Origin of the sequence: Methylocystis sp. IM3 (assembly GCF_038070105.1) — a bacterium.
Classification (GTDB): domain Bacteria; phylum Pseudomonadota; class Alphaproteobacteria; order Rhizobiales; family Beijerinckiaceae; genus Methylocystis.
In genome coordinates this window covers 2915178-2939324 of the sequence record NZ_JBBPBZ010000002.1, presented here as the reverse complement: position 1 = coordinate 2939324, position 24147 = coordinate 2915178, and the positions used below count along the sequence as shown (strand labels likewise).

Below are 24147 nucleotides of genomic sequence, written 5' to 3'. Positions count from 1 at the left end.
AGTAACGTCCTTTGGATTTGGTTCTTGTGTTGGTCTTCGAGCCTGTCAGGCCGCGTCTTTGTTGGCGTAGGCGCCGAACACGCGCGCGAGCTTGGCGGCTGGCGCGGTCGAGAGCTGGGCGATCTTGGTCGCGGGCGCCTGGATGAGGCCCACGAGCTTCGCGCGCAGTTCGTCGAGAGACGGCAGGGTCGCAAGCGACTTGACGCCGTCCGGGTTCAGCAAAGTGGCGCCCATGGCGCCGCCCAAAATCACGAACTTGTCGTGATCCTTGGCGAAGGCCACAGCCACCTTCGGCGCCGCCACCGGATCGTCCGAATAGGCGATCAGGGTCGGTCCCTTCAGCAGGGAACCGAAATCGGCGACGCTCGCGCCATCAAGAGCGATCTTGGCGAGGCGGTTCTTGGCGACCTGAACAGTGGCGCCCTCTTGGCGGGCCCGCTTGCGCAGGGCCTGCATCTGGGCGACCGTCAAGCCGGAGTAGTGCGCAACGACGATCGCGCCGGCCTGATTAAAGACCTGGTGCAACGCCGCGACGGCTTCTTTTTTCTCCGCTCTATCCACGGTTGCTCTCTTCATAACTGGCGGGAAGATCCCGCCGGTTGCGACTTGCCGCCCGCGGCCGCGGGCGGCTCCGTAGATCCTGTCCCCAGAGCGCCTCGCCGGATGACGAAAGCCCTGGTTGAAGGGGCGTGAACCAAATTCAAGGGACGTCGGCGCCTTCGCGCCAGCGGCCAGAAATTACGGTTTCCCCGTCTGTGCAGGCCGCTTTCGGACGACAGATGACTCTGATCGTCCTCCAGCCGATTGAGCCGCTTCGGGGAAACCCCTCGGACGGCGCCGGCAGTCTCGGACAGGACATGGCCGGACGGGACACGGGGTTTTTCCCCGGATCCGCCGGCCTATCCACCGCCTGTCTCCTAAGCCATTGACAAAGCCTTGGTTCGGGCGGAAGCTCCAAATCTGAAAGCGGGGTCGAAGACCTATGTCAACCCCGGAACGCCCTATTTATAGGGCCGGCGTCCGTTTGCCAAGAGGCAAATTGGGTGCGGGGAGCGTTTGTCCGCAATCTCGACATTGCCTGCAATCTCGACATTGCCCGCAATCTCAACGGCGGCGATCAGAGTGGCGTTCCTCATTGCCGCCCCGGCGTAAATTCCATCCGCACCCGTCCGCCGGCGCGGCTCATGCTGGCTCCGACAGATCGCGGCGACCCGTGGCGCCCCGTCGCTCTCTTGCCGCCGGAAGCCTTTTCGCCGCCTTTTTCCCCCTCGCTCGCGACGCCCGGATAGCTTGCGCCATGTTGGCCGCGCGTGGGGCCGAAGGAGGCGAGGCAGAGATTATAGGCGTTGGCGTCCTTTATGGCCTCGCAGTCGTCGATGGTGCGCGGGCCCGCAGAGGCCGGCGCCGCCAATATCAGGCCCAGAAGGAGGGCCAGGGTCTCGCGGCGACGCGAGGAGAACGCCGGGATCACCGCAGCGTCGCTCCCGTCTTTTTCTCGGCCTCCGTGACGATCTTCTGCGCCACCGCCTCGATTTCCGCATCGGTCAGCGTTTTTTCGCGAGGCTGCAAGGTCACGGCGACCCCCACGGATTTCTTGCCTTCCGGCACGCCGACGCCCTCATAAATGTCGAAGACGCTCACATCGGCGATGAGCGCCTTGTCGGCGCCCGCGACCGCCTTGACCAGATCGCCCGCCGGGGCGTTCCGATCCAGAATGAAAGCGAAATCGCGGGAGAGCGGCTGGAGGTCTGCAAGTTCGAGCTTCGGCTTGATCCTTGTCGGCTTCGCCTTGGGCGCCGGCAGAACGTCGAGGACGATCTCGAACGCCGCGATCGGGCCTTCCACATCGAGGGCCTTCAGCGCGCGCGGATGCAATTCGCCGAAATGGCCGACGACGGCCTTGGGGCCGAATTGCAGCGTCGCCGAGCGGCCGGGATGGAACCAGGCCGGGCCGCCCGGAACCACCTGCAAGCCGCCCGTCGGCACGCCGAGCGCGCCAAGGAGCGCCATCACATCCGATTTCGCGTCGAACGCGCCGGCGCGCCGGGCCGGCGCCGACCAGTGCCGCCCCGCGCCCGCGAGGCCGCGGCGAATGCCGGCGGCGGCGAGGCGCTGGCCCTTTTCGGTGGGGTCGAGGAAGATCTGTCCGACTTCGAACAAATCCTGGTCGCCGAGCCCCCGCGCCGCGTTGCGGTTGGCGGCGGCGGCGAGGCCCGGCAGCAGGCTCGGCCGCATGTCGGAGAGATCGGCGGCGATGGGGTTCGCCAGCGCGAGTCCCGGTGCGCCGCCGCCGAAGGCCTCAGCCTGTTCTTTGGAGATGAAGGACCAGGTGACGGCCTCGACGAGTCCCTGCGTCGCGAGCGCGCGGCGCGTAGTGCGGGCGCGTTTCTGCATGAAGGTCAGCACGGGCGCGGCGACGCCTTCGGCGCGGGGCAGCGGCGTCGAGGGCACGGTGTCGACGCCGAGAATCCGCACGATCTCCTCGACGACGTCGGCCTTGCCCTCGATGTCGGGACGCCAGCTCGGCGCCGTCACGCGCGCGCCCTCGGTCCCGGTCTTTTCCACCGTGAAGCCCAAACGCTCGAGAATGGCCGTCGCTTCGGCCTGAGACACGTCGATCCCGGCGAGTCGTTGCGTCTCGGACCAGGGGAAATCCACGACCCGCCGCGCGCGCGGGATTTCGCCGGCGACGATGAGCGTCGACGGTTCGCCGCCGCAGAGCTCGAGGACGAGTTGCGTCGCGAGTTCGACGCCCGGCAGGGCGAAGTCGGGATCGACGCCGCGCTCGAAGCGGTAGCGCGCGTCGGTGACGATGCCGAGCTTGCGGCCCGTGTGGGCGATGTTCTGCGGGTCCCAGAGCGCCGATTCGATCAGCACGTCGGTCGTGTCGTCGTTGCAGCCCGAGACCTCGCCGCCCATGACGCCGGCGATGGATTCGACGCCATTGTCATCGCAGATGACGACCATGCCCGCGTCGAGTTCATGCGTGCGGCCGTCGAGCGCGAGCAGGGTCTCGCCCTTTCTGGCGCTGCGGACGACGAGATCGCCCTTTACCTTTTTGGCGTCGAAGACATGCAGCGGCCGCGCGCGGTCGAAGGTCATGAAATTGGTGATGTCGACGAGCGCGTTGATCGGTCGCAGGCCGATCTCGCGCAGGCGCTTCTGCATCCAGGCCGGGCTCGGGCCGTTCTTCACGCCCCTCACGAGACGCAGCGCGAAGAAGGGCGCGAGATGCTTGTCGCCCTCCGTGAAATCCAGCTTCACGCCGACAGGGCAGGGGAATTTGCCCTCGACGGGGAGAATGTCCTTCTCCTTCAGGACGCCGAGGCCGGCCGCCGCGAGGTCGCGCGCGACGCCGTAGACGCCGGCGGCGTCGGGACGGTTCGGCGTCAGATTGATCTCGATCACCGGATCGTCGAGGCCCGCCCATTGCGCATAGACCGCGCCGACCGGCGCGTCCTCGGGCAGTTCGATGATGCCCTCGCTCTCCGTCGCGAGCTCCAGCTCCTCGAAGGAGCACATCATGCCGAGCGATTCGACGCCGCGGATGACGCCCTTGCCGAGCGTGATTTTCTTGCCCGGAATATAGGTCCCCGGCGCCGAGAAGACGCTTTTCAGGCCCGTGCGCGCATTGGGCGCGCCGCAGACGACCTGTACCAGTTCCGGGCCGCCCGTATCGACCTTGCAGACGCGCAGCCTGTCGGCGTTGGGATGCTGCGTCGCCTCGACGATCTTCGCGATCCTGAAGTCTTTCAACTGCGCGGCGGGATCGTGCACGTCCTCGACTTCGAGGCCGATGCGCGTCAGCGTCTCGACGATCTCGGCGAGGGTGGCGGAGGTGTCGAGATGCTCTTTGAGCCAGGAGAGAGTGAGTTTCATGCTCGTCTTCTAGAACTTGTAGGTTTGCTTCAATAGGTCAAAGAGCTGTTTTGCTGACTCTCTTCCAAATTGGAGCGTCTGACTCTGCTTGCCTGGATTTTGGCGGTCTTCAGATCCGAAAGTGTCGATTTGGATGATGGGCGAGCTGTCTTGGATATCGAACACCTTCACGAATGCGATGACTTCGGAAGGCTGGCGACGCCCCTCTCCTTGTTTGCGCTCGACGCGTTTGACCCACGCCATCTGGACAGTTCCTTCTGGAGGAATCAGCTGCTCAACCCGCCCGAGAGCGTCGGAAAATCCAGCGGCCGGAAGCCGTAGTGCTCGAGCCAGCGCGTGTCGGCGTCGAAGAAGGCGCGAAGGTCCGACATGCCGTATTTCAGCATGGCGAGGCGGTCGATGCCGACGCCGAAGGCGAAGCCCTGATAGATGTCAGGATCGTGCCCGCAGTTGCGCAGCACATTGGGATGCACCATGCCGCAGCCCAGAATCTCCATCCAGTCCTCGCCCTCGCCGAAGCGGATTTCGCCGCCCTGGCGGCGGCACTGAACGTCCACTTCCATCGACGGTTCGGTGAAGGGAAAGAAGGACGGGCGCATGCGCAGTTTCACGCCCTTCACTTCGAAGAAGCTCTTGAGGAACTCTTCCAGCACCCATTTGAGATGGCCCATATGGGTCGACTTGTCGATGACGAGGCCCTCGACCTGGTGGAACATGGGCGTATGGGTCTGGTCGAAGTCGCAGCGATAGACGCGGCCCGGACAAATGACGCGGATCGGTGGTTTTTGCGACAGCATGGTGCGCACCTGCACCGGGCTCGTATGGGTGCGCAGAAGCTTCTTTTCGCCCGCTTCCGGCGAGAGGAAGAAAGTATCCTGCATTTCGCGGGCCGGATGGCCCTCGGGGAAGTTCAGCCTGGTGAAATTGTAATCGTCGCTCTCGATGTCCGGCCCTTCCGCCACGGCGAAGCCCATGTCGGCGAAGATGATGGAAAGCTCGTCCATCACCTGGGAAATGGGGTGGATGCGGCCGCGCTCCAGAGGGCTCGCGGCGGCCGGAAGCGTCACGTCCAGCCTTTCGGCCTTCAGCCGGGCCTCGAGCGCCGCCTCGGCGAGTTCGGCGCGGCGGACGGCGAGCGCCTCGGTCGCCTTGTCCTTGAGCGCATTGATCCGCGCGCCTTCTGTCTTGCGCGCCTCGGGGTCCATCTTGCCAAGCGTCGCGAGCAGCGCCGAAATCGTCCCCTTCTTGCCGAGCGCGGCGACGCGCACGGCCTCGAGCGCCGGTTCGTCGGCGGCTTCTGCAATCTGGCGCAGCGTTTCTTCTTCGAGTGTCGTGAGGTCGGTCATGTCGATGTTCTGGAAGGGCGCAGGACGGCCCTTCGTCCGCTTGCGTCGAGACGGCCCGCTTGGAAGCCCCCTCGGCGCAAGGGACAGGAAAGGCGTCCTGCCGGGAAATCTGTCGGTCAGCGGGGTTCTGCCACGCGCGGGCGCTTCTGTCGAGGCGGCTAGGGCGCGGGCCTCGGCCGATGGGCGAAGAGCTGGGCCAGCGCCGAGGAGGCGACCCGCGAGGCGACGTCGTCGGCGCGGCTTGTCAGCACGATGGGAACGCGGGCGCCGAGCACGATCCCAGCGGTATCCGCGCCGGCCAGAAAGACGAGCTGCTTGGCCAGTATATTCCCGGATTCGACGTCGGGCGCCACGAGAATGTCCGGGTCGCCGGCAACCTCCGAGACGATGTGCTTGGCCTCGGCCGCCTCGCGGGAGATGGCGTTGTCGAAGGCAAGCGGGCCGTCGAGGATGGCTCCCGCAATCTGCCCGCGGTCCGCCATCTTGCACAAAGCGGCGGCCTCCACCGTCGAGGGGATTTTCGGCTCCACCGTCTCCACGGCCGAGAGCAGGGCGACCTTGGGGCGCTCCAGGCCGATGGCGTGCGCGAGATCGACGGCGTTGCGCACGATGTCGCGCTTGATATCGAGCGAGGGCGCGATGTTGATCGCCGCGTCCGTGACGAGCAGCAGCTTGTGGTACGTCGGCGCGTCGATGACGAAGACATGGCTGATGCGCCGGTCCGTGCGCAGGCCCGTGCCCTCGCGCACGACGGCCGACATGAGTTCATCCGTATGCAGCGCGCCCTTCATCAGCCCATGGAGCTTGCCGCGCCGCGCCATCTCCACCGCCTGATCCGCCGCCGCATGGCTGTGCGGCGCCTCGACGATGTCGATGTCCTCGAGTGAGACTCCGGCCTGCCGCGCGGCGGCCTCGATCTTCTTGCAGGGGCCGATCAGCGTCGGCACGATCAGGCCCTTCTCGCGCGCCGCGAGCGCCCCTTCGAGCGAGGGCCGGTCGCAGGGATGCACCACGCCCATGCGGATCGGCGGCAGGGCCTGCGCCCGCGTGACGAGTTCGCCGAGCAGCGCGCCATGCGCGCGGGGAAACACCGGAGGCGCCGCCGCTTCAGTCATTCCCGTTCTCGCTCGTCACGATGCTTGCCTTTCAGGTGGCCGGATCGCGGGCGATCCGTTCGGTGAAGAACTTCGCCGCGCGCGCCCAGGATGTGTCGTTGTCGCCGCGGAAATCGAATCCCTGATGGAAGATCAGCTCTCCGGATGACGCGCGCGTGATGGAGACGCCCATGCTCAGGATCAGCGTGCTCACCTTGTTGACGAGCCCGGTCATGACGAGATCGGCGCCCGCCTTTCTCGCGAGCGCCGTCTCGCAGCCGTTGCAGGTGCGAATGTAGGTCTGTTTGAGAATCTGGTCGAGATCGGGCTGGATGACGGCGCGGTCGACGACCTCATAGGTTCTGCGCGCCGCAAGGCCCGAGGCGATCGCGTCGCGCGCCGCGGCGAGGCGCCGCGCGTGATCGGCGCGCTGATCGATTGGCTCGTTCGAAGTGTCGATGATCTCGAAATCCAGAACGAGAAGACGCTTGCCGGTTCGCTGTCCGGCCGTCTCCATTTCCGCTCTGGCCGCAAAAGGAAAGAGCGCCGCGGCGGCGATGAGGCGGCGCCGGTCGAGCGTCATTGCTTGGCTCCATATTTGTGCAGATGCGCCCCATTTGCGGATAGCCATGCTTCGGCGCGGTCGGTCTCGGGGCAGAGACGCCGCGCCAGCGCCCAGAAGCGCGGCGAATGGTCGAGGTGCCTGAGATGCGCGACTTCATGCGCCGCGAGGTAATCGAGAACGTAAGGCGGCGCCATGATGAGGCGCCACGAGAAGTTGAGCGAGCCTGCCGAGGAGCAGGAGCCCCAGCGACTCACCGTATCGCGCAGACCGACGCCACGCGGCGCCAGGCCCAGAGCCGAGGTGTGACGCGCGACGGCGCCTTCGAGATCGCGGCGCGCCTCCCGCCTGAAATGATCGAGCACGCGGCGGTGCACATGCTCAGCCTGTCCGGCGACGCAGAGCGCGACGCTTGTCTTCACCTCGTCACGCGGCTCCGTCCACACCGTGCCGCGCCGTTCCGGCATGTGCACGAGCGTGTGATCGACGCCGCGCAGCGGAACGATGGAGCCATGCGCGAAGGGAATGGTTTCCGGCAGGCGATCGAGCCGCGCCGCAATCCAGGCCGCATGGCGCTCGGCGAAGGCGCGCGCCTCCCGAAGCGAGGCGCGGCTCGGCATTGTGAGAACCGCGTCGCGCGCCGCGAAGCGAACGCGCAAGGTGAATCGTCTCGCCGTGGTCGCGCGGCGCAAGGCGACGACGATGGTTTCGCCGGCGTGCTCGAGAGTGATGAGGGACGCAGCGTCGGGAGCGGGTCCGTCACGCAGAAGTCGAAGCATGCGCTCATGCTACCCAAAGGCGCCGCGAGTCGCGAGTTCGAAAAACGCAACAGGGCCAAAATTTTTTCGTCGCTCAGAGGGGGACGTTCCGCTTCCGCGTCACAGATGGACCCTTCGCGTCAGAGATAACGCTTGAGGTCCTTCGCCGCATCTTCCGGCTTGCGGTTGACGTTGAAAGCGGTCACGAAACGGCCGTTCTTGTCCATGAGATAGACGACCGTCGTGTGATCGACAGCATAGTCTTCTTCCTTGCCGGGCGCGCGTTTGGCGTAGATGCGGTATTCCCGCAGCATGGGTTCGAGCTGCGGGCGCGGACCTGTGACGCCGATGATGCGCGAATCGAAATTGGCGAGATAATCCTTCAGGACCTCGGGCGTGTCGCGTTCGGGATCGACTGTCACGAACAGGCCGCCGATCTGCGCCTCGGGGCCGAGCGCGCGCATGATCTCCGACATTTCAAAGAGCGTCGTATGGCAAACGTCGGGGCAGTGCGTATAGCCGAAGAAAACGAGATGGGGCTTGCCGATGAGGTCTTTTTCGCTCACCTCCCCGCCGGTCTGCGAGGTGAGCTGGAACGGTCCCCCGATGGCCGAGGCCGAAGGCGCGGGCGCCGTATTGCTGGTGACGGCGACGAATGCGCCAAAGACGAGCGCGAAGACGGCGCCGGCGCCGATGAGCAGGGTTTTCGAAACAGCCGGGCCGTTTGCGGCGTTCCTGTCGCCGCGCTTTCCGGCTTTGCCGTTGCCTTTAACCGAGCCCTTGGCCATGTCCGCGTTTCCTGCTTTTCTTGTTTTGCTGTTGGCCGCCCGGCGCCGGGGGCTCTGTTGGGAGCCTAATCGACGAGGATTATGCGTCCGTCGTTGCAGAGGTCCACCACGCCAGCGTCCTTGAAGTCGTCGAACGCCCAGCGCGCCTCGAATTCGCATCCCGCTTCGCCCGAAAGCGGCAGGCGGACCGCGGCCCCGGCCGCAAGCGGCGCCGCGAGCTTCCCGACGATGCGCTCCGGTGCTCCGTTCCTGGCGGGCGCGACGATCTCGAAGGCGAGCAGCGCCACCGGACGCTTGTTCTCCAGATTGACCGCGGCGGCAGGCGCGAACGACTTCGGGGGCGCGACCTGCCCGCCCACTGTCGGCGCACAGATCGCGGGCGCGCAGACGCACCCGGCCAGTAGGCCGGCGATGACTAGACCAGACCGCATGGTTCTCCCTCTCGGGCCGGGAATTTAGCCCGGCCCGCGGCATTCGCCAAGCGGCCGCATCGAGCCATCGTTCCGGCCGCCTGATGCGGGGGTTGCGGGAATGAGGTAAATTTCATCCGCCCTTTCCGATTCCAGCCCGAAGCGCGACGATGGCCGACATGACGCAAAACCCGAACGACGCGCCCGGAAAAATTCTCATTGGCGCGACGCATGACGCGACGCCGCGCGCTTATCGCTATCTCACGCTCGCCCTCGGCAATCGCCACGGCCTGATCGCGGGCGCGACGGGCGGCGGCAAGACCGTGTCGCTGCAACTTCTGGCGGAGGGGTTCTCGAATGCGGGAACGTCGGTCTTTCTCGCGGACGTCAAGGGCGATCTCGCCGGACTGTCCCAGCCTGGCGACGGCAAGCCGCCTTTCGTGGCGCGCGCGGCGGAAATCGGGCGCGACTATCGCCCCGACCGTTTTCCGGTCGTCTTCTGGGACGTTTTCGGCGAACAGGGCCACAGGGTGCGCGCCACAGTTTCGGAAATGGGCCCTCTGCTGCTATCGCGGCTTCTCGGCCTCAACGAGACGCAGGAAGGCGTGCTCAACATCGTCTTCAAGGTCGCCGACGAACAGGGTCTGCTGCTGCTCGATCTGAAGGATTTGCGCGCGGCGCTCAATCACGTGGCCGAGAACGCCGGCGAGTTCAAACTGAAATATGGCAATGTTTCCTCCGCGAGCGTCGGCGCGATCCAGCGCCAGCTTCTCGTGCTGGAAACGCAGGGCGGCGACGAATTCTTCGGCGAGCCGGCGCTGGATATTCACGATTTCCTGGCGGTCGATCGCGAGGGGCGCGGCGCGATCAACATTCTCGCCGCCGAGCGGCTGATGCGCGCGCCGCAGCTTTACGCCACTTTTCTGTTGTGGATGCTCTCCGAACTGTTCGAGACGCTGCCCGAGGTCGGCGATGTCGACAAGCCGAAACTCGTGTTCTTTTTCGACGAGGCGCATCTTCTCTTCGAAGATGCGCCGAAGCCATTGCTGACCGCAATCGAGCAGGTGGTGCGGCTCATCCGCTCCAAGGGCGTCGGCGTCTATTTCGTCACGCAGAATCCGCTCGACGTTCCGGACACGGTGCTCGGCCAACTCGGCAACCGCATCCAGCATGCGCTGCGCGCCTTCACGCCGCGCGACCAGAAGGCCGTGCGCGCGGCCGCCGAGACCTTCCGCAAGAATCCCGCGTTCGACACCACCGAGGCGATCATGCATCTCGGCGTGGGCGAGGCGCTCGTCTCCATGCTCGGCGACAAGGGCGCGCCGGAGATTGTCGACCGCGTGCTGATCGCGCCGCCCGCCGCCCGCGTCGGCCCCGTGACGGCGGAGGAGCGCGCGGCGGTCATGGCGGCGAGCAGGGTCGCCGGCAAATACGACACGCCGATCGACCGGCAATCCGCTTACGAGACGCTCGAGGGGCGCGCGGCCGACAAGGCGGGCGGGGGCGGGCTGTTCGGGCCCATCGTCGGCGGCGTGCTCGGGACGCTCTTTGGCTCCAAGCGCGGCAAGCGCCTGTCCCCGGCTGAAATCGCCATGCGGTCGGCCGTGCAAAGCGCCGCCCGCTCGGCAGGGACCCAGCTTGCGAAGCAGGGCGGCGCCATCGCCAAGGAAATCCTGCGCAACATGCTGGGCGGCATGAGCAAATAGCCCTTTTGCGCCTTCGCTCCCGGCTGTGTTCGTCAACATGGGCAAGCGACGCTCGCCGGTCGATCGGTCGCGCTCCCGGCCGGCCGTCGGACTACGGATTATTACGGATTCTTAATCCGGGCTTTAGCCACTTGTCACGCGCAGCCGATTTTCCCGGCGGCTCTTTCCGGCCTATACTAACGTCGTTGCGATCGGCGAAGGCGCGATCGACCATTGCGGGCCCGCCGTCGCCCGGGAGCCCGTCAGGAGGGACGAGATATGGCGAATTCCTTGCCCATCGTCGCGGAAGGCGGCCTCGCCCGCTACCTTGCCGAGATCCGTCGTTTCCCGATGCTGGAGCCCCAGCAGGAATATATGCTCGCCAAACGCTGGCGCGAGCACGAAGACCCCAAGGCCGCCCAGGAGCTGATCACCTCGCATCTGCGCCTCGTCGCCAAGATCGCCATGGGCTATCGCGGCTACGGCCTGCCGATCGGCGAAATCATCTCCGAAGGCAATGTCGGTCTGATGCAGGCGGTGAAGCGCTTCGAGCCCGACCGCGGCTTTCGTCTCGCCACATACGCCATGTGGTGGATCCGCGCCTCCATTCAAGAATACATCCTGCGCTCATGGTCGCTCGTGAAGATGGGCACGACCGCGAGCCAGAAGAAGCTGTTCTTCAATCTGCGCAAGGCCAAGAGCCGCATCTCGGCCTTCGAGGAGGGCGATCTCAGGCCCGAACATGTCGAGAAGATCGCGACGCGCCTCGGCGTCTCGCAGCAGGACGTGATCGAGATGAACCGCCGCATGGGTGGCGACGCCTCGCTCAATGCGCCGCTGCGCGAGGAGGGCGAGGGCGAGTGGCAGGACTGGCTCGTCGACGACAGCGACAGCCAGGAGCACGTGCTCGCCGCGCAGGAAGAGAGCAGCAATCGCATGAAGGCGCTGCGGGGCGCGCTCGACGTGCTCAATCCGCGCGAGCGCCGCATCTTCGAGGCGCGCCGGCTGGCCGACGATCCGGTGACGCTGGAGCAGCTCTCGGAAGAGTTCGGCGTCTCCCGCGAGCGCGTGCGCCAGATCGAAGTGCGCGCCTTCGAGAAGGTGCAGGCCGCGGTGAAGAGCGGCGTCGCCCGCCTCGAGGAAGCGCAGCATCCGGCGATGTAACGGGCCGCGCTATATGACCCCCTGAGCGAGGGAGACGGCGCCATGTCGCATTGGCTGATCGCCGGGGCGAGCCGGGGCATTGGGCTGGAGCTGGCGCGCCAGCTCGCGGTGCGAGGCGAGCGCGTGACCGCCAGCCTGCGCGCCGAGAGCCTCCGGGAGCCGCTGGAAACGGCCTTGGCGCCGGCAGGAAAACGCGGCCGGATCATCGTCTTCGACACGCGAGATGCGGCGCAAATCAGCGCGGCGGCGGCGCAGGTCACGGAGCCCGTCGACGTGCTCGTGGCCAACGCCGGCGCCTATGGGCCGAGGCGCCAATCGGCGCTCGACATGGATTTCGCCGGCGCGCTGGACCTCCTCTCCATCAATACGCTCGGGCCCTTGCGCGTCGCACAGGCGTTCCTGCCGCAGCTTGCGCGGGGAGACCGGCCGCGCCTCGTCGTCATGTCGAGCGTGCTCGGCTCCATGGCCTTGCCCGGAACCTTCAATGTCGCCTATCGCGCCTCGAAGGCGGCGCTCAACAAGATCGCCCAGTGCCTCGCCGATGATCTGCGCCCGGCGGGGATCGCGGTCGTGTCCTTGCATCCCGGCTGGGTGCGCACCGACATGGGCGGACCGGACGCGACCCTTTCCGTCGAGGAAAGCGCCGAAGGGATCATCAGGGTCGCCGACGGGCTGACGCTCTCCGATACGCGCCGCTATCTCGATTATCGGGGCGTCGATCTCGACTGGTGACGATGGATCAGCGCCTTGCCGCCGCGAGCGCCTCGCGCGCCTGCGCCTCCAGCGCCTCGGCCTCCGCCTTCGACAGTCTCCCGCGGGGCGTCGGGATGTCGAGGGTCGCCACGACATGGGCGGGGCGCGGCGAGAGCAGGAAGAGTTTATCAGCGAGCGCGATCGCCTCGGCAAGATCGTGCGTCACGATGAGCGTCGTGATGCGCTTCTCCTCGATCAGCGCGGCGATCCTGTCGCGCAATTCGAGCGCGAGCGCGGCGTCGAGCGAGACGAGCGGCTCGTCGAGCAGCAGCAGATCGGGCTTGACGGCGAGAGCGCGCGCCAGCGCCGCGCGCCGCGCCAGGCCAAGCGACAATTCGCCCGGCAAATGCGTCGCATGCTCGCCGAGCCCGAGCGCCTCGAGCAGCGCGGCGATCTCCTGGGGCGTCGCCTCCGGAGCGGCGATGGCGATGTTTTCCGAGACGCTGCGCCAGGGCAAGAGGCGCGGCTCCTGAAAGACCATGCCGAGCCGCCCATGCGCGGGCAGGGCGATCCGCCCGGCAAACTCCCGGTCGAGCCCGGCGATGAGCCGCAGCAGCGTGGTCTTGCCGCAGCCCGAGGGGCCGACGACGGCGCCGGCCGCGCCCGCCGGCAGGACGAGGCGAAAATCTTCGAGCGCGCGCAGCGGCCTGCCGCTGGCGCGACGATGGTCCTTAGAGGCGATGGCGATGTCGAGCGGCGCCGCGCCGCCAGTGGGAGACGGTTCGTTCAAGGGGCTGCACCAGAATCGTTTCGACGCCGAGCATCAGCGCGACGAAGGGAAGGGCGTAGGCGAGCAGAAGCTTCATGTCGAAAAGCTGAAACGCCATGTTGATTTCGAAGCCGACGCCGTTGGAGCGGCCGAGCAGCTCCACGACGAGCACGATCTTCCATACGAGCGACAGGCCCGAACGCGTCGCCGCCGCGAAATAGGGCGCAAGCTGCGGCAGGATGAGGTGCCGCAGCCGCGCCGCGCGCGAAAAGCGGAAGGCCTGCGCCATCTCGTCGAGATGCGGATCGAGGGCGCGGGCGCCTTCGCGGATGACGACGATGGCGTTGGGCAGCTTGTTGAGCGCCACGGCGCCGATGGCCGCCGCTTCCGTCAGCCCCGCCCAGACATAGGCGAGCACGATGACGACCAGCGCCGGCAGATTGAGCAGCACGACCAGCCAGGGATCGAGCAGGCGGTCGGCGAGGCGGTTGCGCCCCATCAGATAGCCGATCGCCGCGCCGAGGCTCATGGCGAGCGCAAAGGAGGCGACGACGCGCGCGAGCGTGACGCCGAGATTCGTGAACAGGGCGCCGGAGCGCGCCTCCCCGACGATCGCCTCGAAGACGGGGAGCGGTCCCGGCAGCCGCCGCGGATCGGAAAGCCAGGCGCAAAGCTGCCACAGGCCGACCAGCGCGACGAGCGAGGCGAGGCGGATCAAGGTTTCGCGGCCTCGCCGCCCTTGTAGAAGGTTCCGGGGTCGAGGGTCTTTCCGGGGCCGACGAGCTTCTCGCCGCCGATTTCGGCCATCACGCCATAAAGCGCGGCGGCGTCGGCCTCCTCCTCGGCGACGCTGCGCTTCGGGACGCCCGCCGCATAGCGCTTGCGGTAAATGGCGAGGGTCGCGGGGTCTTTTGGCCCGATGCGCTGCGCGGCGGCGGCCCAGGCCTTGTCGTCGCTGGCGATCAGCGCCTTCGCCTTCGCCGTCATGGCGAAGAAGCGCGAGAGCGCGTCTCTGTTCTTGGCGGCGAAGCCCTCGTCGAAGACATAGCCGGTGACGACCACGTCTCCCTTGGCGCCGAGCGCCTTCTCCACGTCCGAGATTTCGATGGCCCGCGCGAACCCCTTGCCTTCGAGGTCCGCGGCGAAATTCCAGAACTCCAGCGCCGCGTCGATCTCGCCCTGAAGCGCCTTTTCGGCGATGAGCGGCGGCGCGCCGTAGAGAATGGTCGCGCTTTTCTCCAGATCGACGCCCTGTTTTTGCGCGAAGGCCTTCAGCATCAGCCAGCTCTTGTCGAGCGGCCCGCCCGCGACGCCGAGCTTCTTGCCTGTAAGATCCTTCACGGTGCGGATCGCGGGGTCTTTCGTCATCACCGCGCCGACGCCGGTGGAATAGGGAGAGAGCGTGAGCTTGGCGCCGGCCCCCCGCTCGCGCGCGACCCAGAGCCAGTCCGAAACGATGATGTCCGCGCCGCCGCCCTGAATGGCGATCTTGCCGGCTTCCGGCGCGGCGAGCTCCGTCACTTCGAGCTCGAGCCCGGCGTCCCTGTCGAGCCCGAAGGCGCGCACGACCGCGAGCTCCCAGCCGGTGGTGCCGGTCTTTTGCAAGGCGAGGCGCAGCTTTTCGGCCTGCGCGGGCACAGCGAAAAAGGCGGCGGCGAGAAGCCCGGAGACGAAGGCGCGTTGCATGTCCTGATCCCTGCGATGTCGCGACGGGTCTTAGCGCAGCTTCTCCCCGGCGTCGATTGCCGCGCCCGCGAGCATCTTCTCATAGACCGCCAGCGTCTCCGCCACATGGCGCGCGGGCGTCGCCGGGGCGGCCCAATAGGCGTCGTAAGCCCTGTGAGACATGTCGGCGATGACGGCGTCGTTGCGCAGCGCCCGGATCGCGGAGGCGAGCGAGTCGACGTCGCCGCTCCGAAACCAGAGGCCGGTCGCCTCATGCGTCACCGCCTCGCGCGCGGCGCAGCCGTCGGCGACGATCGCCGGCGTGCCCAGGGCGGCGGCTTCGAAAGCCGCAAGGCCAAAGGTCTCGTGCCAGAGCGAGGGGAAAACCAGGGCGCGGGCCGCGCGCATCGCGGCGCGCGCCTCGGCGGGATCGCGCCAGCCCAGGAGCCGCGCCTGCGGAAAGCGCGCGCGAAGCGCGCCGGCGATCGACCCGTCGCCGATGAAAAGCGGCGTCACGCCGGCGCGCCGGGCCGCTTCGGCGAAGAGGAAGGGGCCCTTCTCGGGCGAAAGCCGGCCCACGAAGAGAAAGTCGCCGCTTTGCGGATCGTTCTTGGGCCCGAGCGGCGCGACATCCACGGGGTTTGTCACGCGGTGAAGGCGCGCGGTCCTCGGCAGGCAGGTTTGAAGAACCTTCTCCTGCAAATCCGAGAGAAGGATGATGTCCGAGAAGGTTTCCGCGAAGCGCGCACGCCCGGCGACGAGGAGGCGGGCGTTGCGCCACAGCTTGATGGGATAGTTGCGCGAATCGCAGTGCGTCGCCCAGCAGGCGGCCGAGAGCGGGATCAGCGGGCAGACCTCGTTCTTCTGGAAATTGTAGAAGCCGCCATTGGGGCAGTGCAGGAAATATTCGTGCATCGTATAGGCGGCCGGAAGGCCCGACGCCCGGATGGGCCGCCCGATTGCGGGCGAGAGTGCCTTGGCCCAGCCATGCACATGGACGATCGTTTGAGAACGGGGCAGCCGCGCCAGCGTCGCGCCGAGGGCCCGCGCGGCGGCGGCGTTCCAGAGCCCGCGTCCCGCCGCCGCGAGGCGCGAGGGATCGTCGAGAATGTCGCGCTGGCCGAGGCAGACGGTCTCGATCCCCGCCTCGGCGAGCCGGGGATCGATCGGCCCGCAGGCGGAAAAGAAGGTCACCCGCGTCCCGGCCTGCGCGAGGCCGAGCGCGCTGTCGATCGCAACCTTGGCCTGCCCGCCGTTCACATGGGCGTGGTCGACGCAGATGACGACGGTGAGCTTGGGCATTCCGACCTTTCTCTTGAGGTCAAGCTTGCGCCGGGTCAAGGGGGGCGCTGATTTCGAGTCTCGAATCGCGCTAGTATGGCGCCATGGCCACCAAACCCGACCTTTTCGGCGGCGCCCCCCGCAAGGCGGCGCCCGCGACCAGACCCGCCGCAAAAAGCGCCGCTCCCGAATATTCCGCCGCCTCCATCGAGGTTCTCGAGGGGCTGGAGCCAGTGCGCCGCCGCCCCGGCATGTATATCGGCGGCACCGACGAGACGGCGATGCACCACCTCTTCGCCGAGGTGCTGGACAACGCCATGGACGAGGCCGTGGCCGGCCATGCGAGCTTCATCGACGTGACGCTCGAGCCGGGCGGCTGGCTCACCGTGACCGACAACGGCCGCGGCATTCCGGTCGGCCCGCATCCCAAGATGAAGGACAAGTCCGCGCTCGAAGTGGTGATGACCGTGCTCCATGCCGGCGGCAAGTTCGATTCTGGAGCCTATCAGACCTCGGGCGGCCTGCATGGCGTCGGCGTCTCGGTGGTGAACGCCCTTTCCGAGAAGCTCGAGGTCGAGGTCGCCATCGCGGGCCAGCTCTACCGGCAGGAGTTTTCGCGCGGGCTGCCGCTCGGCAAGCTGAAGGAGATGGGCAAGATCGCGAACAGGCGCGGCACGCGCGTGCGCTTCAAGCCCGATCCGCAGATTTTCGGCGACAGCGCCCATTGGAAGCCGGCGCGGCTCTTTCGCATGTCGCGCTCCAAGGCCTATCTTTTCGGCGGCGTCGAGATCCGCTGGCGCTGCGATCCCTCGCTGATCGAGCCGGGCGCCGACACGCCCTCCGAGGCGGTGCTGCGCTTCCCCGGCGGCCTGAAGGATTATCTCGCCCGCGAGACGCAGGGCAAGGAGCTCGTCACCGATCAGCCCTTCGTCGGCAAGGTGACGCGCGAGGGCGGCCATGGCTCGCTCGAATGGGCGGTCTCCTGGTTCGCCGAGGACGACGGCTTCGTCCATTCCTATTGCAACACCATCCCGACGCCGGACGGCGGCACGCATGAGGCGGGCTTCCGCAATGCGCTTTTGAAGGCGCTGAAGGAACACGCCGAACGCGTCAATCAGGCCAAGCGCGCCAAGGACGTCACGGGCGACGATCTCATGGGGCAGGCGGCGGCGATGATCTCCGTCTTCATCCGCGAACCGGAATTCCAAGGGCAGAACAAGAGCCGGCTGATGACGGTCGAGGCTTCGCGCATCGTCGAGAGTACGGTGCGCGACGCCTTCGACCATTGGCTCGCGGCCGCGCCGACGCAGGCCAACAAGCTCCTTGATTTCGCGGTGACGCGCGCCGAGGAGCGGCTGCGCCGCCGCGCCGAAAAGGACATCGCCCGCAAGACGGCCACGCGCAAATTGCGCCTGCCGGGCAAGCTCGTCGACTGCACCAATAATTCCGCGCAAGGGTCGGAGCTGTTCATCGTCGAGGGCGACTCGGCCGGCGGCTCGGCCAAGGAAGCGCGCAACCGCGTGACGCAGGCGATCCTTCCGCTGCGCGGCAAGATCCTGAACGTCGCCTCGGCGACGAAGGACAAGCTCCTCGCCAATCAGCAGCTCGCGGATCTCACGCAGGCGCTCGGCTGCGGGCTCGGCGCCCATTACCGCGACGAGGATCTGCGCTACGAGAAGGTCATCGTGATGACCGACGCCGATGTCGACGGCGCACATATCGCCTCGCTGCTCATCACCTTCTTCTACCGGCAGATGCCGCGCCTCATCGAGAACGGCCATCTCTATCTCGCGCAGCCGCCGCTCTACAAGCTCACGCAGGGCCCGAAGACGGTCTATGCGCGCGACGACGACCATCGTGACGAACTCATCCGCACCGCGCTGACCGGCAAGGGCAAGGTCGAAACCAACCGCTTCAAGGGCCTCGGCGAAATGAGCGCGGCCCAGCTCAAGGAAACGACCATGGACCCGACGAAACGCACCCTGCTCAAGGTCGTGCTCGCGGGAGAGGAGCGCGAAGAGGTCGCCGATTGCGTCGAGCGGCTGATGGGCAACAAGCCAGAAGCGCGCTTCGCCTTCATTCAGGAAAAAGCGGCGTTCGTGTCGGAGCTCGTCGACGTATGAACGCCCGCCCTCACGGGGAGGCGCTGGCTCCGGCGCTTCTCTTGCGGCTGGCGGATAGTCTATTGTGGGGGTCGAAAGGGGCGGGGCCGTGACCGACGCTGATCTCCTGCGCGACGAGGTCGCGCCAGAAACGAGGCGCGCCTGCGAGGCGCTCAACGATCAGGCCTATGCGCTCGAGCGCCTGCAATTGGCGCTCGACGCCGGGCGCACCGGGGTCTGGGACTGGAATCTCGCCACTGGCGAGGTGCATCTCGACGCGCGGGTGCGCCAGCTCTGGGGGCTCGCCGACGATGTGGAGGCGAACTTCGAAGTCTTCCGCAATGCCCTCCATCCGCAGGACCGACACCGAACGAAGGAGGCGGTCGGCCTCGCGCTCGATCCTGAACATGACGGAGACTACGAGATTGAATATCGTGTCGTCGGCATGGAGGACAAAATCGAACGCTGGGTGGCGATCCGCGGCCGCACCTTTTTCGAGGATGGCCGCGCCGTGCGCATTCTCGGCACCGCGCGCGATATAACGGAGCGCAAGATGCGCGAGCAGCATGTGCGCGTGCTGCTGCGCGAGCTCGTGCACCGCTCGAAGAATCTGCTTGCCGTCGTCCAGGCCATGTCGCGGCAGACGGCGGCCGGAGCGACTTCGGTGGAAGCGTTCCAGCGCAAATTCAGCGCCCGCTTGCAGGCGCTCTCCATGGCGCATGATCTGCTCGTGTCGCAGGACTGGCGCGGCGCCTCCATGCATGATCTCGTGCGCGCGCAAATGGCCTATTGCCTCGATGTCGCAAAGGACAGCCTCTCCGAACATGCCGCGATCGAGGGGCCGAAGATCATGCTGAAGCCCGAGGCCGCGCAGAATATCGGCCTCGCCCTGCACGAACTCGCCACCAATGCGCTGAGCTATGGGGCGCTGTCGCGTCCCGAGGGAAACATCTCCCTCAAATGGGGCTTCGAGGACGGCAGGCTCGTGATCGAATGGCGCGAGAGCGGCGGCCCCGCGCTCGCGACGCCGCCACAGGAAGGCTTCGGCCACAAGGTCGTGAAACGACTCGTCGCACAGGCGCTCGACGGCGCGGCCACCTTGAGCTTCCCCCCCGACGGGCTCATCTGGACGCTGTCGATCCCGGCGAGCTTCGCAACCTTGCGGCCGTGACGCCTCACGCCGCGCAATAAGCGATGCGGAACGCGCGCAGATCAGCCGCGGTCTGTCCGGCGTAGAGCATGGCGAAAGACGCCAGCGCATCGTCGAAGGCGTCGCTTTTGCCCATATATCCGGCAAGAAGCGCGGGCCGCGACGAACGGGCATGGGCGCGCGCCAGCGTGTAGCCGCAGAGTTCGGCATAACGCGGGAAAGCCTGGTCCTTCAGCAGGTCCGAGATGGAGCCGAGACGACGCGTCTTGAGATGGCGCAGGTAATAACGTCCGTCCGTCGCCTCGTCGCCGGCGCTTGCGAGAAAGATGTCGCTCGCCGCCTGCATGACGCGCTGCCCGGCGGTCACGCGCCGGCCTTGCGATCCCCGCCAACGCCCGAAGCCGAACCGCTCGAGCACGGAGGGCTTGGCTTCCTTGAGCTGCAAGGCGAGCGGCTGCTCGTCCTCCGAGACGAAAAGTCCAATGGCGCAGAACATGCCGACGCTGCCGACGCCGACCGCCTTGAAGGCCGTGTCGCAGAGCCGGTAGCGGGCGAGGAGCGTCGCCACCGGCTCCTGAAGACCGCCGGCGATCAGGCGCGAAAAGAGCGCCTCGAGATCGATGCGCGCTTCTGGATCATCTATCCTGTCGAGATGAACAAGTTTCGGCGGCTTCTCGACGAAGCGCCAGCCAGAGGGCGTTCGCTCGATCTTGGGCAGGCCGTCGATCCGGTCCTGTGGGCCGCTGCCCTTGTAGATCGCCGCGCTCAGCCTGTCGTGCAGAACGCGGTCGCGCAGGCTTCGCACGATATCGCGCAGATGGACGCGCACGTTCCAGATTTCGATCGGCGACATTGCTGCGAGTTCGAACATGCGCTCGCGATAGGCCCGGACCGCGCGCCGGGCGCATTTTCTGGCCTCTGACGCCGAATAGCTCATGTCCATCGCCGCCACGGCGACGCTCGCGGCGAGGCGGCGAAGGTCGCAGACGATGTCGATTTCGGGCAATGTTTCGTCGAAGTCGTTCACATCGAAAAGAACATTGCCCTCTGGCGAGAGAAACGCGCCGAAATTCATCAGATGGCCGTCGCCGCAGGCCTGGGCCGTGACGCCCGTCGCGCGCTGATGCGCAAGATCGAAAGCCATGACATCGGCGGCGCCGCGCAGGAAGGCGAAGGGAGTTTGCGCCATCAGCTCGACCCGCAGCCCGCGCAGGGACGCGAGCCGGTCGCCCAGCGTCGTCGCGATCACGGCGAGCGGGTCACGGCCCGCCGGCGGATCAAAGTCAGCGAGAGCCTCGCGCGGCGTGGCGTCCCGCAGACGCTTGCCGCGCTTGTATTCCTCCCGGCGGCTTTCGGCGGCCGCGTCCGTGCGAGCCTTCTCGGACATGCGCCATGCTAACTGGCGCGCCCCTGTGAGTCGATCAGCCGAGGAGGTCGATCAGGGGCGCGATAAGCGGCGCGTCGGCGGGGGGCATGTCGTACGTCCGCAAGTCGCGCGCGCGCACCCATTTCACCGCCTGCCCCTCGGCGGGCGCGACGAAGCCCTCCCATTTGCGGCAGATATAAAGCGGCATCAGCAGGTGGAAGTCCTCATAGGCGTGGCTCGCGAAACTGAGCGGGGCGAGGCAGGGCGCCTTCACGGCGATCTGAAGCTCCTCGGCGAGTTCGCGGATCAGCGCCTCTTCCGGCCGTTCGCCGGGATCGAGCTTGCCGCCGGGAAACTCCCATAGGCCCGCGAGCTGCTTGCCTTCGGGGCGCTGCGCGATCAGCACGCGATTGTCGGCGTCGATCAGCGCGCAGGCGACGACGAGGAGGAGTTTCATGGGCGCCCTTATTTGCCGGAGACGACGACCTCCACGGGCTTGGTCTCCGCGCCGGTGACGGTCACCTCCTCATATATCAGGCCGCCCTCCGGCAGGAAGGCGCCGTCAGGCTTCCAGATCAGTTGCGTCGAGACGAAATAGTCGCCCGGCGGGACGTTTTCGAAGACGAAGCGCCCGGTGGAGCCCGCCTTGGTCTGGCGCGTGTGAGCGAGATAATCGGGGTCGGGATCGTTCTTGGGGACCAGCGCCGCGGGGGCGAATTTTGCCCCCTTGAAATAATAGGCGAGCCGCGCCCTCGAATAGCTCGTCGCCGGAATGAGCCGCACGACTTCTCCCGCCGCGAAGCGGGCGTTCACATGCCCTGTCTTGTCGGGCAAAAACGCCTGGCCCGTGATTGTCGTCTTGCCGGGCTTCTCCATGAAGGCCGCCTCGGCGGCGTCGAAGCGCGCCTCCGGCGCCGGGGCCGAATTGCAGGCGGCAAGGACGAGGGGAAGGCAGACGATCAGAAAGACACGCGGGGAAAACATACGAAAACGCTCCAGCCGGACTGCCGCCATTATGGCACAGTCTCAGCTTGGCGCTCAACGCAGCTTTCCCCTTGCCCCGCCCCTGCCGGTCAGCTCCGATAGTCGCCGTTTATCGCGACATAGTCCTTTGTCAGGTCGCAGGTCCACACGGTCGCGGCGCCGGCGCCGAGTCCGATGTCGACATTGATGACGACCTCCGGCCGCTTCATGGTCTGCGACACTTCTTGCTCGTTATAGGCCGGATCGCGCAGACCCTTGTAGGCGACGCGCACGCCGCCGAACCAGATGGCGAGCTTGTCGCGCTCGGCGCGTTCGCCGGCCTTGCCCACCGCCATGACGATGCGGCCCCAATTGGCGTCTTCGCCCGCAATCGCCGTCTTGACGAGCGGCGAATTGGCGATCGAAAGCGCGATCCGCTTGGCGGCCTTGGCGCTTTCGGCGCCCGTGACGGTCACCTCGACGAATTTGCGCGCGCCTTCGCCGTCCTTGACCACCTGATGGGCGAGATCCAGCAGAGTCTCGTCGAGCGCGCGCCGGAAATCGGCGAGGCGCTTGTCGCTGGCCTTCTCGATCTTGGGCGCGCCGCGCTTCCTGGCCGCGCCCGTCGCGAAGAGGAGCAGCGTGTCGGAGGTCGAGGTGTCGCTGTCCACGGTGATCGCATTGAAGGACCCCTGCACGGCCTTGGAGAGCATGGTCTGCAAGGCTTCGGCGGCGATGGGCGCGTCGGTGAAGACGAAGGACAGCATGGTCGCCATGTCGGGCGCGATCATGCCGGCGCCCTTGGCCATGCCGCTGATCGTCACCTCGACGCCGGCGATGGTCGCCTTGCGCGTCGCGAGCTTGGGGAAGGTGTCGGTCGTCATGATGGCGCGGGCGGCCTCGAGCCAGGCGTCCGGCCGCGCCGTGCTGGCGAGATTGTCCAAAACCCCGTCGAATTTCGTCGCGTCGAGCGGTTCGCCGATGACGCCCGTGGAGGCGATGAAGATCTGGCGCTCGCTCGCGCCCGTGGCGGCGGCGGCGATCTTGGCGGAGAGCTTCACGGCCTCGGCGCCGGCCTTGCCGGTGAAGGCGTTGGCGTTGCCTGAATTCACGAGCAGCGCCCGCGCCTTGCCGCCCTTGAGCTTGGCGCGGCACCAGTCGACGGGCGCCGACGGGCATTTCGACTTGGTGAAGACGCCGGCGACCGCCGCGCCCTCGTCGAGAATCGCGAGCATCACATCGGTGCGCCCCGCGTAGCGAACGCCCGCCGCGCCGGCGGCGAAGCGCACGCCTTCGAGTGGGGGAATCTCGGGCGTCGTTGCGGGCGCGAGCGGGGAGAGGGGGGCGTCGTGGGCCATGGAATCACCCGGGGCAGGATGGGAATGCGCCGGGTTTGGCGTCGCCGCGCGGCGACGTCAAGTTTTGATTGCGTCGCAGCAATCGCAAAGGGGGGCGATTGCGGCCGGGGAAGCAACCCAGGAGCCATGGGGCGGCGCTGGATTGCTTCGCTTTCGAGCGTGGTCTACCGGCTTACTTCTTCTCCGCGGGCTTCGCGGCCGGGGCGGCCGGGGCGGCCTTGTCGCCGTCGGCGGGCTGGTCAGCGCGCTCGATCTTGGCGCCGTCGCGCAGCTTCACGACGAGATCGCTCTGCGCCTTCTGCACGACATAGCGCGCGACCTGATCCTTGATCTGGTCGAGCGGCGGGAAGGTCTTCGGGCGGGTCTCGTCGAGCTTGATGATGTGCCAGCCGAACTGCGACTTCACCGGCTCGGAGAGCTCGCCGGGCTTCAGCTTGGCGGCGGCCTCGCCGAATTCCGGCACCATGCGGTCCTTGGTGAACCAGCCGAGATCGCCGCCCTTGGAGCCGGGGTCCTTCGACATTTCGCCGGCGACCTTGGCGAAATCCTCGCCGCTCTTGAGGCGCGCCAGCGCCTTCTTCGCCTCCTCCTCGGTGGGCACGAGGATGTGATGGGCGTGATATTCGGTCTCGGGCTTCTGGTTCTTGGCCGCTTCGTCATAGGTCGCCTTGATGGCGGCGTCGGTCGCGGCCTCCTTGGCGACATTGCCGAGCAGCGTCTCCATCAGCGCCTTGTCGCGCAGATAGGCCATCTTCTTGGCGAAGTCGGGCGTCTCGGCGAGCTTGTCGGCCTGCGCCTTCTGCACGACGAGCTGCTCGTCGATCAGAAAGTCGAGCACATAGCTGTCGCGCGCCTTGCCCTGGAGCTGGTGGGGAATGCCGGGCCCGAGATCCTCTATGGCGATCTTGAGGTCGTCGTCGGTAATCTCGACGCCGTTCACCTTGGCGAGAACCTTCGCCTGCGCGGGGGCGGCCGCCATCAGGGCGACGAGGCCGAGCGTCCCCAGCGCGGCGCGGGTCAGGGAACGCGCATTCTTGCGGGCTATTGACATGAGATGCTCCGAGTAAGAGGCGGTTCGCCTCGAAAAATCGCCGCCAGCCGGCGCAAGGGGGTC

The 24147-nt window shown here is 66.9% G+C and carries 24 protein-coding genes; 5 read left to right on the top strand and 19 right to left on the bottom strand.

Going from position 1 to position 24147, the window contains the following annotated elements:
* Positions 1 to 45: 45 nt before the first annotated feature.
* The 10 genes from rplJ to WOC76_RS16235 form a co-directional block, all read right to left on the bottom strand.
* The gene (gene rplJ / locus WOC76_RS16280; RefSeq protein ID WP_341389023.1) at positions 46 to 561 is read right to left on the bottom strand and encodes a 50S ribosomal protein L10; all 516 of its coding nucleotides are present in this window, start codon (positions 559 to 561) and stop codon (positions 46 to 48) included.
* Positions 562 to 1132: 571 nt separating this feature from the next.
* The gene (locus WOC76_RS16275) at positions 1133 to 1471 is read right to left on the bottom strand and encodes a hypothetical protein (protein WP_341105384.1); all 339 of its coding nucleotides are present in this window, start codon (positions 1469 to 1471) and stop codon (positions 1133 to 1135) included.
* A complete protein-coding gene (gene pheT / locus WOC76_RS16270) occupies positions 1468 to 3879 on the bottom strand; it encodes a phenylalanine--tRNA ligase subunit beta (RefSeq protein WP_341105386.1) in 2412 nt (803 codons plus the stop codon). The genes WOC76_RS16275 and pheT overlap by 4 nt, the downstream gene beginning before the upstream one ends.
* A 9-nt stretch (positions 3880 to 3888) precedes the next feature.
* Positions 3889 to 4122 (bottom strand): hypothetical protein, encoded by a 234-nt coding sequence (locus WOC76_RS16265; protein ID WP_341105387.1) that lies wholly within the window; start codon positions 4120 to 4122, stop codon positions 3889 to 3891.
* 23 nt (positions 4123 to 4145) lie between these two features.
* Entirely contained in the window at positions 4146 to 5225 is a 1080-nt protein-coding gene (gene pheS, locus WOC76_RS16260) for a phenylalanine--tRNA ligase subunit alpha (RefSeq protein WP_341105388.1), read from the bottom strand.
* A gap of 158 nt (positions 5226 to 5383) precedes the next feature.
* On the bottom strand, positions 5384 to 6340 hold the full coding sequence (locus WOC76_RS16255) for a bifunctional enoyl-CoA hydratase/phosphate acetyltransferase (protein WP_341105390.1): 957 nt from the start codon (positions 6338 to 6340) through the stop codon (positions 5384 to 5386).
* Between the two features lie 31 nt (positions 6341 to 6371).
* The gene (locus WOC76_RS16250; protein WP_341105392.1) at positions 6372 to 6902 is read right to left on the bottom strand and encodes a DUF3280 domain-containing protein; all 531 of its coding nucleotides are present in this window, start codon (positions 6900 to 6902) and stop codon (positions 6372 to 6374) included.
* Positions 6899 to 7660, bottom strand: coding sequence for a M48 family metallopeptidase (locus WOC76_RS16245; RefSeq protein WP_341105394.1), 762 nt, complete (start codon positions 7658 to 7660; stop codon positions 6899 to 6901). The genes WOC76_RS16250 and WOC76_RS16245 overlap by 4 nt, the downstream gene beginning before the upstream one ends.
* A gap of 119 nt (positions 7661 to 7779) precedes the next feature.
* Positions 7780 to 8427, bottom strand: coding sequence for an SCO family protein (locus WOC76_RS16240; protein ID WP_341105396.1), 648 nt, complete (start codon positions 8425 to 8427; stop codon positions 7780 to 7782).
* Positions 8428 to 8492: 65 nt separating this feature from the next.
* Positions 8493 to 8858: a hypothetical protein gene (locus WOC76_RS16235; protein ID WP_341105397.1), complete on the bottom strand. Its 366-nt coding sequence runs from the start codon at positions 8856 to 8858 to the stop codon at positions 8493 to 8495.
* A gap of 158 nt (positions 8859 to 9016) precedes the next feature.
* Here WOC76_RS16235 and WOC76_RS16230 point away from each other — a divergent pair, with 158 nt between their 5' ends.
* From WOC76_RS16230 to WOC76_RS16220, 3 genes are all read left to right on the top strand, one after another.
* Positions 9017 to 10543 (top strand): helicase HerA-like domain-containing protein, encoded by a 1527-nt coding sequence (locus WOC76_RS16230; RefSeq protein ID WP_341108742.1) that lies wholly within the window; start codon positions 9017 to 9019, stop codon positions 10541 to 10543.
* 258 nt (positions 10544 to 10801) lie between these two features.
* On the top strand, positions 10802 to 11686 hold the full coding sequence (rpoH, locus tag WOC76_RS16225) for an RNA polymerase sigma factor RpoH (protein ID WP_341105398.1): 885 nt from the start codon (positions 10802 to 10804) through the stop codon (positions 11684 to 11686).
* Between the two features lie 42 nt (positions 11687 to 11728).
* Positions 11729 to 12418: an SDR family oxidoreductase gene (locus tag WOC76_RS16220; protein ID WP_341105400.1), complete on the top strand. Its 690-nt coding sequence runs from the start codon at positions 11729 to 11731 to the stop codon at positions 12416 to 12418.
* Between the two features lie 7 nt (positions 12419 to 12425).
* On the opposite strand, the gene WOC76_RS16215 is transcribed toward WOC76_RS16220, so the two are convergent.
* The 4 genes from WOC76_RS16215 to WOC76_RS16200 are packed head-to-tail and all read right to left on the bottom strand — an operon-like array spanning position 12426 to position 16115.
* On the bottom strand, positions 12426 to 13169 hold the full coding sequence (locus tag WOC76_RS16215; RefSeq protein WP_341105401.1) for an ATP-binding cassette domain-containing protein: 744 nt from the start codon (positions 13167 to 13169) through the stop codon (positions 12426 to 12428).
* Positions 13111 to 13866 carry an ABC transporter permease gene (locus WOC76_RS16210; protein WP_341105402.1) on the bottom strand — a complete coding sequence of 252 codons (756 nt, stop codon included), beginning with the start codon at positions 13864 to 13866 and terminating at the stop codon, positions 13111 to 13113. Before WOC76_RS16210 ends, WOC76_RS16215 begins: the two co-directional genes overlap by 59 nt.
* On the bottom strand, positions 13863 to 14834 hold the full coding sequence (locus tag WOC76_RS16205; protein ID WP_341431496.1) for an ABC transporter substrate-binding protein: 972 nt from the start codon (positions 14832 to 14834) through the stop codon (positions 13863 to 13865). The genes WOC76_RS16210 and WOC76_RS16205 overlap by 4 nt, the downstream gene beginning before the upstream one ends.
* A 30-nt stretch (positions 14835 to 14864) precedes the next feature.
* Positions 14865 to 16115 carry a glycosyltransferase family 4 protein gene (locus tag WOC76_RS16200; protein WP_341105403.1) on the bottom strand — a complete coding sequence of 417 codons (1251 nt, stop codon included), beginning with the start codon at positions 16113 to 16115 and terminating at the stop codon, positions 14865 to 14867.
* Between the two features lie 83 nt (positions 16116 to 16198).
* Here WOC76_RS16200 and parE point away from each other — a divergent pair, with 83 nt between their 5' ends.
* Both parE and WOC76_RS16190 read left to right on the top strand, forming a co-directional pair.
* The gene (gene parE / locus WOC76_RS16195; protein WP_341431495.1) at positions 16199 to 18217 is read left to right on the top strand and encodes a DNA topoisomerase IV subunit B; all 2019 of its coding nucleotides are present in this window, start codon (positions 16199 to 16201) and stop codon (positions 18215 to 18217) included.
* Between the two features lie 88 nt (positions 18218 to 18305).
* The gene (locus tag WOC76_RS16190; protein ID WP_341431494.1) at positions 18306 to 19367 is read left to right on the top strand and encodes a sensor histidine kinase; all 1062 of its coding nucleotides are present in this window, start codon (positions 18306 to 18308) and stop codon (positions 19365 to 19367) included.
* A gap of 4 nt (positions 19368 to 19371) precedes the next feature.
* Here the strand turns inward: WOC76_RS16190 and WOC76_RS16185 are convergent, their stop codons facing one another.
* From WOC76_RS16185 to WOC76_RS16165, 5 genes are all read right to left on the bottom strand, one after another.
* Positions 19372 to 20733, bottom strand: coding sequence for a DUF2252 domain-containing protein (locus tag WOC76_RS16185; protein ID WP_341105404.1), 1362 nt, complete (start codon positions 20731 to 20733; stop codon positions 19372 to 19374).
* 34 nt (positions 20734 to 20767) lie between these two features.
* Positions 20768 to 21169 carry a (deoxy)nucleoside triphosphate pyrophosphohydrolase gene (locus tag WOC76_RS16180; protein WP_341431493.1) on the bottom strand — a complete coding sequence of 134 codons (402 nt, stop codon included), beginning with the start codon at positions 21167 to 21169 and terminating at the stop codon, positions 20768 to 20770.
* A gap of 8 nt (positions 21170 to 21177) precedes the next feature.
* A complete protein-coding gene (locus WOC76_RS16175; RefSeq protein WP_341105407.1) occupies positions 21178 to 21696 on the bottom strand; it encodes a carboxypeptidase regulatory-like domain-containing protein in 519 nt (172 codons plus the stop codon).
* Positions 21697 to 21785: 89 nt separating this feature from the next.
* On the bottom strand, positions 21786 to 23033 hold the full coding sequence (gene argJ / locus WOC76_RS16170) for a bifunctional glutamate N-acetyltransferase/amino-acid acetyltransferase ArgJ (protein WP_341389012.1): 1248 nt from the start codon (positions 23031 to 23033) through the stop codon (positions 21786 to 21788).
* A gap of 172 nt (positions 23034 to 23205) precedes the next feature.
* The gene (locus WOC76_RS16165) at positions 23206 to 24084 is read right to left on the bottom strand and encodes a peptidylprolyl isomerase (RefSeq protein WP_341105411.1); all 879 of its coding nucleotides are present in this window, start codon (positions 24082 to 24084) and stop codon (positions 23206 to 23208) included.
* Between the last annotated feature and the right edge of the window lie 63 nt (positions 24085 to 24147).